General features: G+C 45.6%; 2 protein-coding genes. One reads left to right on the top strand and one right to left on the bottom strand.

The window, feature by feature from the left end; translation table 11 throughout:
- The first annotated feature begins 1,019 nt into the window (after nt 1–1,019).
- Nucleotides 1,020–1,742, top strand: coding sequence for a hypothetical protein (locus tag F6K20_RS36580; RefSeq protein WP_071102702.1), 723 nt, complete (start codon nt 1,020–1,022; stop codon nt 1,740–1,742).
- On the opposite strand, the gene F6K20_RS36575 is transcribed toward F6K20_RS36580, so the two are convergent.
- The coding region (locus F6K20_RS36575) for a hypothetical protein (protein WP_287298105.1) at nt 1,698–1,885 on the bottom strand (188 nt) is incomplete at its 5' end. The two genes, F6K20_RS36580 and F6K20_RS36575, sit on opposite strands and share 45 nt — an antisense overlap.

Here is a 1,885-nt window from a genome sequence, read left to right as displayed (position 1 = left end):
TTCAGACTACAAATGATAATCAGTTTGATGAACCCTGAGACTAAAGCTAATCCGTTCGATTTCGTCATGATTGACCACCCCAAGTCGGTGTAAATGTAAGCCGTCAGCGGTCAGCCGTCAGTGGTCAGTAGTCAGTAGTCAGCGGTCAGCTGTTGGTGGCCAATGGCCACTCAAGTAGCGTGCGTGGCATAGGCTTCTAGCCTCTGAGGTAGCGCTAATCGCTGATAGCTGATAGCACCTCAAGTAGCACCATCTGTAGCGCTAATCGCTGATAGCTGATACGCGACACGCTGATAGCTTACGTGTAACTTAGCAATCAAAGCACTAACGGGCTACAACCCCGATCGTTCTTCAATTGAAATTATCTGAAATTATTGAGTTAGTTACTCCTTGTCTTATTGCTATTTTTTGGGATTACTTGCATTAGAAGCAACACTGTACCCTTTAGGAGAGAGAGAGTTGCTTAAACCTATAGGGAATAATCCCACCAGCTCAATGCTGGTGATGGTAACCTTTTCGCACCTACTTATTTTACCCTACTTATTTTAGAGTATTTTCTCTTAATTGACATAAGAATAAACCGAAAAATCCTCAAGATCCTAACCGTGACTGTAATCCTATGGTAACCATTCAGCCCAAGGCTGATCAGCTATCAACTATTTCTGAAGGGTAACAGAACTCTGCCCTGCCAAACCGGGTCTCGAAAAAGTGCCCTATTTGAAAAAGCGATTAGGGCTGACTCTCTTTATTGATCCAGCATTGTCTTATCTTAGCTAAGAGCTGAATGGTGATGTCGGATTTGAATACAATATCTTGCGATTTATTAATTAACGTAAATTTATCAATCCAGGAACTTGCAACAATGAATTGAAATCAATTAACTGGTAACTAAGGGTAATTGCTATTCGAGGATCAATACTCTTACCCATAAGCCGGTCTTGCATAGGTGGGTCACGTTTTTGAGAGCTATACGACTTATCACGACCAAGCTTAGATATTGTTTCAGTTGATGGAACATCATGACTAAAAGTTTGTTAAAAATTTATCCCCTTGGCCATCTCAGTCTTGCTTTGGTGGAATGGGTATTACTGGCATGGGCGATTCGCCTGTGGCGTCGCTCAACTAGTCTGGCCATGATTGTGCTGCCAATTGTGCTAGCAAGCATTAGCTATGACAATCTAGTTCTGGCCATGGGGAGCCTGATTGGTGAAGGAGATCTCCTGAAATCACTGAGTATGGTGCGCTTCCTATTACACTTCTTAGTAGTGCCGCTGTTCATTGTAATTGCTGTTGAGCTAGCTCACCGCGCTGGAGCAGTTTGGGCTAATACAATTGTACGAGTTTTATCCTGGGTGCTTGCCCTAGGACTGGGTGGGTTTGAAGTGGCGACCCAGTTTGTTGGCCTAGAATTGGTTCCAGTCACCTTTGCTGGCACCTTGCGCTACACAGTAGCGGAAGTGAGTGCTCCACCAATTGTAACAATTTTGGTCAATTTGTTCGTGCTGCTGATTGGTATCGGCATCTGGGTAAGGCTGAAATGGCCATGGCTATTTGTAGGAACCTTGGTTGCCCTAATTGGCAATGCTGTACCAATCTCTAGAGTTGGGACCCTCGTCGGTAGTGCCTCTGAATTCGTCATGGCTCTGAGTTTGCTATTAACTGAGCGGCGGACACAGTTTGTTCGTGCCCAACTCGGCTCAGGTGAAAAGACAACGAAGGTTGAAGGTTGGGTTGAAGGTTGAAGGTGGGGTTGAAGGTTGAATGCGATCGCGTGGCCTTTGGCCAAGCTTGGGTTGAATGTTGAACGCGATCGCGTGGCCTTTGGCCAAGGTTGAACGCGATCGCGTGGCCTTTGGCCAAGGTGGGGTTGAAGGTTGAACGCGAT

It is taken from the genome of Moorena sp. SIO2C4, assembly GCF_010672485.1.
Lineage (GTDB): Bacteria > Cyanobacteriota > Cyanobacteriia > Cyanobacteriales > Coleofasciculaceae > Moorena > Moorena producens.
The sequence above is the reverse complement of the archived record's forward strand: the minus strand, read 5'-3'. Positions and strand labels throughout refer to the sequence as shown.